Origin of the sequence: Sphingobium quisquiliarum P25 (assembly GCF_000445065.1) — a bacterium.
In the GTDB taxonomy this organism is placed as follows: Bacteria; Pseudomonadota; Alphaproteobacteria; order Sphingomonadales; family Sphingomonadaceae; genus Sphingobium; species Sphingobium quisquiliarum.
In genome coordinates this window covers 20,852-28,074 of sequence record NZ_ATHO01000063.1, presented here as the reverse complement: position 1 = coordinate 28,074, position 7,223 = coordinate 20,852, and the positions used below count along the sequence as shown (strand labels likewise).

Sequence of the window (7,223 nt, the reverse complement as noted above, 5' to 3'; positions counted from 1 at the left end):
GCGCTATGGCGCTTTGCCCCATTGCCTCCTGCACGCGGGCGGCGAGCGTCAGCACATAGGGATCGGCGTCCCTCTGCGCGACCATGGGCGCGAGCGCATTGGCCGCCGCCACATGATCCCCCGCCTCGAAAAGCGCGCGGCCAAGCAAAGTGCGGGCGACGCCATTGTCCGGCTGGCTGGCGGCGAGCGGTGCGAGCGTCTGCGCCGCCTGCGCCGCCTTGCCGCCCTCGATCAGCAGCACGCCGCGCAGCAGCATCGTCGCGGGTTCCGCGTCCAGCCTGCCGCCGGTGCGCGCGAGCAGGGTCCGGGCGAGGTCCGCCCTGCCCGCCCGTGCCGCCATGACGGCCTGCATGAACCAGGCGCGCGCATTGCCCGGATCGATCGCCAGCAGCCGCCGGGACACGCCCAGCATCCGCCGCGCCTCGCCGCTGTCCGCCAGCGTCGCGCCATATTGCTCCAGCGCGGGCACGTCATGGGGGTCGCGCTCCAGCGCCCGCTCGAACCAGGGGAGCGCGGCGGTCAGGCCATATTGATCGCGCACCAGTTCGCCACGCGCGGTCAACGCCCGGACGCTGCCCGGCGCGATCTGCAAGGCGCGATCGGCGGCAAGGATCGCGCCCGCCTGATCCCCCGCAGCCATGCGCAGCCGCGACAGCGCGACCCATGCCTGCGCATCGGAAGCGTCCAGCTTGAGCGCGCGGTCGAGGGCGGCCGCCGCCGATGGAAGGTCGCCCTTCGCCAGCCATGCCTGCCCCGCCACGCGCGCGGCGATGGCGCGCGAACTGGCGGGCACGTCCCCCATCCCCGCCTCCTGCAACGCGCCATCAGGATCGCCCTGGAGCAGCAAGGCTTCGGCCATCAGGTGGCGCGTCGCCGCCGCGCTGCCGCTGAGCTGGCGGACCCGTTCGATCTGGATGCGCGCGGCTTCGCCATCCCGCAGGTCAAGCAGCGCCCGCGCCTGGGCAATGCGCGCGGGGATCGAATTGGGGTGTGCGCGCACTGCGTTCATCAATTCGACCCGCGCGGTGCGGGCATCGCCCTTCGCCAGCGCCGCGATGCCGCGCGACAGGGCCGCGTCCGCCGCGCCCCTGTGCCATTGCCACAGCGCGGCGGCCGACAGCAGCGCAGCCACGATCGCGGCCAGCAGCAGGAAACGGGCGCGGCTCATCAGCGTCGCCTCAGCGCGCCCCTTCGGGCCACAGGATGACGCGCACCGTCTGGATCAGGATCAGGAAATCCAGGAAGGGCGTGTAGTTCTTGGCGTAATAAAGGTCATATTCCAGCTTGTGCCGGGCATCCTCGATCGATGCGCCATAGGGATAGTTGATCTGCGCCCAGCCGGTGATGCCGGGCTTCACCATATGGCGTTCGGCATAATAGCGCAGATGCTGTTCCAGATCGTCGACGAACTGGCGCCGTTCGGGGCGGGGGCCGACGAAGCTCATCTCCCCCTTCAGCACCGTCCATGTCTGGGGGAGTTCATCGATGCGCAGCTTGCGCAGCCAATAGCCGAGGCGGGTGATGCGCGGGTCGTCCTTTTCCGCCCAGACCGCCTGCCCGCTGACCTCCGCATCCTGGCGCATGGTGCGCAGCTTCACGATCCAGAATTCCTCGCCGAACAGGCCGACGCGCTGCTGGCGGTAAAAGGCGGGGCCCTTGCTGTCGAGCTTCACCAGCAGCGCCGCGATCAGGATGACCGGGCCGGTGAGCAGCAGGAGCAGCGAACTGGCGATGATGTCGAACAGGCGCTTGGCGATGCTCGACAGGCGGCGGCCCGCGGAAAAGCCGTCGGAAAAGATCAGCCAGCTCGGATTGACGCTGTCCAGATCGACGCGGCCGGTCTCCCGCTCCAGAAATGTCGAGATTTCGTTGACGTGGACGCCGGTCGTCTTGATCCGCAGCAGGTCGGACAATGGCAGGGCGTTGCGCCGTTCCTCCAGCGCCAGCACGACCTCGCTCGCGCCAAGCCGGACGACGAAATCGGCCAGATTGTAGATGGCGTTGCGGTTGATGGCTTCGGGAATGACCTGCGCGCCGTCATTCATGGCGATATAGCCGACGACGAGGAAGCCCGACCCCTTGCGCTGCTCCAACTGGCGGATGCGGTCAGCGCGCTGTCCCGCGCCCAGCACGACCAGCCGCCGCTTGAAGGCTTCGCCGCCCAGCATCGATCCCAGCAGCAGCCGGATGGCGAGAAGCAGGCCGACCGACAGACCCATGGCGTAAAGCGAGTTGGACCGCCACAAGGTCAGGTCGGGCAGCAGGAAATGCATGACCGACAGGAAAATGACGCCCAGCGATATCGCGACCAGCAGCCGGGCCATGGCGAAGCGGAGGGATTGCAGCGCCTCCGTCCCGTAAACGCCGACCGCGATCATGCCGGTCTGGATCGACAGGGCAAAGCTTAGCAGCGGGCCGATGCGGGTCATCACATGGTCCACCTCCATGCCGATCTGGCTGGCACGGATGATCCACCCCGCTTCGGCGGCGCACAGCAGCAGAACGAAGTCCAGCAATCCCAGCAGCAGCACCGCATGCGGCACATAATGTTTGAAAAGCCTGATCATCGTTCGCGCATATATCCCGACGCTGCCCGCACAGAAGCGAGCCCATGGCATCGGACCGGCCTGGCGCTGCAAGACGATCCGACAATGACCGGACCCTTGCACGAAATTCGCAAAGATTCTCTGAAGATAAGGATGGAGGCCGGGTGGCGAAGCGTTCCATCCGTTACAAAAAGGCGAGATCCTTTGACCAGCAGCAGGCGATCAGGAGGAGGATTCGGCAAGCTCAGCCCGAACGGGGCAAGAGGTGGCGATGATCATCGAATGATCAGCTAACGGCGATTGCCGATCTGGTCCGCCGCATTCTGTGCAGCGTCGCCGACGAGGCGGACGGCGCTGTCGGCGGAGTTGGCCGCGTCCGTCACGGCGCGCTCCGGGCCGTTTTCGCGATCTTTGGTCAGGTAGAAAAAGCCGATTGCAAGGACAAGGGCGATGGCGATCAGGATGAAGATCAGACCGCTGCCGCGCGTCATCGCAGGGTCCGTGGCGCGTGGCGCCCCAGGCTCGTCGTCCGGCAGGCCTTCTCCATTTCCCACCATGCGCCCTCTCCCATATCCGCCTCTCCTTTCAAGACGGATTGCAGGGTTTAATCCGCATCGGGGCCGGTTTCATCTTCCTTCTTTTCCCGTCCCCGGCTCAACCGGTCGACATCATCCATAATCTCGTCGAGCACCGCCGTATCCGTGGTTTCCTGGCTCCGCCGCGAAGGCAGGTCGCCATTGTCCAATATCTGTTCCAGCGCGGCGCGGCCCCGCGCGACACGGCTTTTGATCGTGCCCACGGCCACGCCGCAAATCTCCGCCGCTTCTTCATAGGCGAAACCGCCCGCGCCGACCAGGATCAATGCCTCGCGCTGCGGCTGGGGCAGCTGGAGCAGCGCGCGCTGCATGTCGGAAAGCTCCACATGCTTGTCCTGACCCGCGGGCGCGGCCAGCAGCCGGTCTGCCGTCAGGTCGTCCCAATCGCCCCGGAAGCGGGAGCGCCGCATCTGGGAGAGATAATGGTTGCGCAGGATGATGAAGGTCCAGGCGCGCATGTTGGTCCCGGCCTGGAACCGCCCACGCGCGGCCCATGCCTTCAACAGCGTTTCCTGGACCAGATCGTCCGCAACGTCGCGATTGCCCGACAGAGAGCGGCCGAAGGCGCGCAAGTGCGGAATGACCGCCGCCAGTTCCCGCTTGAAATCGGAATCCGACAGGGATTCGCGTACAGGTTCCTGCTGCTCCCCTTGCTGGCTCAGCCCTTCGCTCATGGGAACAACCCTCTCACTGGCTGTCGCCCTCGCCGCATGAATCGAAGTCGTCAAAGCCATAAATGCGTCCGCATCCTATACCCATTGCTTCCGGCAGCCAAAGACCTTCACCCTTTATAATATGCCCAAAGCACGATCAGCATTCCAATAACCACCAAAGGCAAGGAAATGCCCAGGATGTAACGGACGATGTGCGGGGTGGAACCTGAACGCGCGTCATCGGTAACGACATGCTGTTCTTCGTCCGCCATTGCTTCATCTCCCGATCGTTACGCATAAATAACGCGGGGTGGCAGCACCGGTTCCGCCCGCCATCCACTCTTTCGCCAAAGTGCCTGGCGCGACTCAGGCCGGCGCGGTCGCCTCGTCAAAGAACAGCGCCTGCGAAATCGCCGCCTTGACCGTCGACCGCTGGAACGGCTTGGTGATGAGGAAGGTCGGCTCGGGACGCTCGCCGGTCAGCAGCCTTTCGGGGAAGGCGGTGATGAAGATCACCGGGACGGAGAATTCGGCCAGAATGTCCTTTACCGCGTCGATACCGCTCGAATCGTCGGCGAGCTGGATGTCGGCGAGCACCAGGCCGGGACGTTCCGCCATCGCCTCCCGCACGGCATCCTCGCGGGTGACGGCGATCGCCGTCACCTCATGCCCCAGGTCGCGCACGATGGTTTCGATGTCCATCGCGATGATCGGCTCATCCTCGATGATCAGCACCTTGGCGCGCGTCTGCGCCTCGATCTCGCTCAGCGCTTCTTCGACCAGCGCCTCGACATCGGCGGGCTCCAGCCCGATGAGATAGGCCACGTCATCGACGGTGAAGCCTTCCAGCGCGGTCAGCAGAAGCGCCTGGCGCGGCAGCGGCGTCAACCGGGCAAGCCGCGCCTGCGCCACCGCTTCATGCCCGTCAGCGCCGGTCAGCACCGGCCCATCCTCCAGATGGGAAGACGACCAGATGGCGTGGAAGATCTTGTAGAGGCCAAGGCGCGGATCGACATCCGCCGGAAATTCCTCCGGCGCCGCGACGATCGCTTCCAGGGTCGCGCGGACATAGGCGTCGCCATGCGCCTGACTGCCCGTCAGGGCGCGGGCATAGCGGCGCAGGAATGGAAGGTGGGGGTGCAGTTGCTGTCCTAGCGACATCTGTAGGTCTTCTCCCAGCCCGAAGGCGCGTTGTTCAAAACATTTGCAAAGGGGGAAGGATGGATCGCTGACGCCGATGTGGCAAGCCCCCGCCCCTTTTTCCGCCACCGGCGAACCAGTCGCAAAAAATGCTTCGGCACAGGGAACCAACGAGCGGCGGATTTGTTTCACAGCCGTTCGGTTTTTTCATCAATGCTGCCAATTCGTTTCGCACTCGCATGACGATCGATTGACGTCATCCGCGAAAGCCGCGAAAAGAACGGGCATTACGGCTTATTTGTTTCAGAGGGGCATGGTTTTGGTTGCTTCAACGACGGAACGGGATGTGAAGGGAGGGGACAAGAAAGATGTCGGCGCCAACACTCCCGCTTCGGGCGTGAAGGGGGAAGCCGCGCGCAAGCGCCGCTCCGCCCCGCATAAGGAAGAAAATCAGGTCTCCAACGCTTTGCGCTCGGTCTATCAGCGCGCCGTGGACGAAGATATTCCCTCTGAAATGCTCGACCTGCTGCGCAAGCTGGACTAGGCAGCCGCATAGCGGCCACGGCCGCCTTCTGAATCGATGCGAGCGGAGGGGGTGGCCTTGCATTTTGAAACCGGAAGACCGCAATCGCCGTTTGCCATCCAAGGCAGGCGCGCAACCGCTCTTGCTGAAGTTCGAATGGCCCTGACGATCGCATGATCGGGAGCCGCCCCATCCGGCGAACCTTTTGCTCATGCTCAAATTGAACAGCATCATCCATTCCACAGGCGTCAAGATGTTCCTCATCCTGACGCTGGCGCTGCTGCCGCTGGGCCTGATCGCGCTCATCGCCTCCTTGCAGGCGATCCGCACCGCTGATCTGGAAAAGGAGGCGCTGCTGCGCGTGGCGGTGACGCAGAGCGCGCGCAAGCTGACCGCGGATCTCGCGTCGGATCGCACCGCGCTGATGCTGACGGCCAATGCGCTGGCGAACGGCGATGCCGACACCGGCATGTGCCGCCGCCTGTCAGTGTTCCTGACATCCCATGATCGTGAAGGCGCGCGCTTCTATATCTATGATCGCGCGGGGGGCCGCCTGTGCGGGTCGCCCCAGCCGGAGCCTGCGGGGCTCACCGGCGAAACGCGCTTTGCCAGGCCGCCGTTCGAACTGCTGCCGCAATCGGGATTTCTGGTCAGCCGCGCGCAAAGCGGCAATGGCCGGATCGTGGCGCTCGCTTATTATTCGCGCGGCTATCTGGAAAGCATCGCCAACCCGGCCACGGCTTTGCAGAACCGGCAGCTCAGCCTGCGGCAAGGCGAGAAGACGCTGGTCGTCAGCCGTCCCTCCCGGCATCCGGGCGGCCATAGCACCAGCCTGTCCGCGCGGCTCGACCCGCCCGACATACTGTTGACCATGACCCTGCGCGACCCGCCGGTGACGCTGGCGCGCATGCTGTCGCTGTTCCTGCCGCTGGTGATGTGGTTCGCGGCGGCGGCGATCGGCTGGCTGGTGGTGAACCGCCTGCTCATCAAGCCGCTGGTGGTGCTGCGCCGGACGGTGGCCGCCTATCATCCCGGCGAAGTGCTGGAGCCCATGCGCCGCATCCGCACGCCCGCGCAGGAAATCGTGGCGCTGGGCGAAACCTTCCGCGAGATCAGCGAGGATGTCGCCACCCACGAGGCCGAAATGGCGGAGGGACTGGAGACCCAGCGCAAGCTGACGCGCGAGGTGCATCACCGGGTCAAGAACAACCTTCAGATCATCGCCAGCCTGATCAGCCTGCATGCCCGGTCCGCGCATGATCCCGAAGCGGTGGAAGCCTATGCGTCGATCCAGCGCCGGGTCGACGCGCTGTCGGTCGTCCATCGGAACCATTATGCCGAACTGGAGGAAAATCGCGGCGTCGGCGTCCGGTCGCTGATCAGCGAGCTTTCCGCCAGCCTGCGCGGCACCGCCCCGGCCGAAGCGCGGCGGTTCGGCATCCAGATCGACAGCGACAACCTGCACATCAGCCAGGACGTGGCCGTGCCCATAGCCTTCCTGCTTACCGAACTGGTGGAACTGGCGATGATATGCGATCCGCGCGCGGGCATGCGGATTTCCGCGCATCTCGACAGCGAGCAGGCGGACCGGGCGATCCTGCATGTCAGTTCCCCCGCCCTGCGCGGTTCCGAAACGATGAGCGCGCAGGTGGACGAGCGTTACGGGCGGGTGCTGACCGGATTGTCACGGCAGCTTCGTTCGCCTCTGGCGCATGATCCTGAGGCGGGCGATTATGCGATCGCGTTCGCTGTCCTCCCCTGAAGG

8 protein-coding genes are annotated in these 7,223 nt (G+C 65.1%); 2 read left to right on the top strand and 6 right to left on the bottom strand.

Annotated elements, in window-relative coordinates; genetic code table 11:
• From L288_RS29410 to L288_RS29385, 6 genes are all read right to left on the bottom strand, one after another.
• Positions 1–1,168: tetratricopeptide repeat protein (locus L288_RS29410; RefSeq protein WP_021237766.1), on the bottom strand; the 1,168-nt coding region annotated here is incomplete at its 3' end.
• Positions 1,169–1,178: 10 nt separating this feature from the next.
• Positions 1,179–2,567 (bottom strand): TIGR03013 family XrtA/PEP-CTERM system glycosyltransferase, encoded by a 1,389-nt coding sequence (locus L288_RS29405; RefSeq protein WP_031304197.1) that lies wholly within the window; start codon positions 2,565–2,567, stop codon positions 1,179–1,181.
• A gap of 269 nt (positions 2,568–2,836) precedes the next feature.
• On the bottom strand, positions 2,837–3,103 hold the full coding sequence (locus L288_RS29400) for a hypothetical protein (RefSeq protein WP_021237764.1): 267 nt from the start codon (positions 3,101–3,103) through the stop codon (positions 2,837–2,839).
• A gap of 47 nt (positions 3,104–3,150) precedes the next feature.
• Positions 3,151–3,816, bottom strand: coding sequence for a sigma-70 family RNA polymerase sigma factor (locus tag L288_RS29395; RefSeq protein ID WP_021237763.1), 666 nt, complete (start codon positions 3,814–3,816; stop codon positions 3,151–3,153).
• Between the two features lie 107 nt (positions 3,817–3,923).
• Entirely contained in the window at positions 3,924–4,067 is a 144-nt protein-coding gene (locus L288_RS43625) for a hypothetical protein (RefSeq protein WP_021237762.1), read from the bottom strand.
• A gap of 94 nt (positions 4,068–4,161) precedes the next feature.
• The gene (locus L288_RS29385; RefSeq protein WP_021237761.1) at positions 4,162–4,956 is read right to left on the bottom strand and encodes a response regulator; all 795 of its coding nucleotides are present in this window, start codon (positions 4,954–4,956) and stop codon (positions 4,162–4,164) included.
• A 76-nt stretch (positions 4,957–5,032) separates the two neighbouring features.
• On the opposite strand from L288_RS29385, the gene L288_RS43830 reads away from it, so the two are divergent.
• The gene (locus L288_RS43830; RefSeq protein ID WP_150113338.1) at positions 5,033–5,479 is read left to right on the top strand and encodes a NepR family anti-sigma factor; all 447 of its coding nucleotides are present in this window, start codon (positions 5,033–5,035) and stop codon (positions 5,477–5,479) included.
• 232 nt (positions 5,480–5,711) lie between these two features.
• Positions 5,712–7,220, top strand: a complete 1,509-nt coding sequence (locus tag L288_RS29375; RefSeq protein WP_041208033.1) for a sensor histidine kinase — start codon at positions 5,712–5,714, stop codon at positions 7,218–7,220.
• Positions 7,221–7,223: the final 3 nt, after the last annotated feature.